The sequence below is a fragment of the Bacillus cereus group sp. BfR-BA-01379 genome (assembly GCF_022663605.1).
GTDB classification, from domain to species: Bacteria; Bacillota; Bacilli; order Bacillales; family Bacillaceae_G; genus Bacillus_A; species Bacillus_A mobilis.
The window spans coordinates 1-237 of sequence record NZ_JAKUFT010000290.1; the positions used below are offsets into that span (position 1 = coordinate 1).

The window sequence follows — 237 nt, forward strand, 5'->3', positions numbered from 1 at the left end:
GTACAGGAGAAACAGGAGCACAGGGGCTGCAAGGAATCCAAGGGGTTCAAGGGCCAATTGGACCAACTGGTCCAGAAGGTCCGCAAGGTATTCAAGGTATTCCTGGTCCGACGGGAGTAACTGGTGAGCAAGGTATTCAAGGGGTTCAGGGGATTCAAGGGATAACGGGAGCAACTGGAGATCAAGGTCCACAAGGTATACAGGGACCTATAGGGCCTCAAGGTGTAACTGGAGCGA

General features: G+C 53.2%; 1 pseudogene. It reads left to right on the forward strand.

The features are described from left to right. Window positions 1-237: pseudogene (locus MR113_RS27905) on the forward strand (collagen-like protein); the annotation flags it as partial.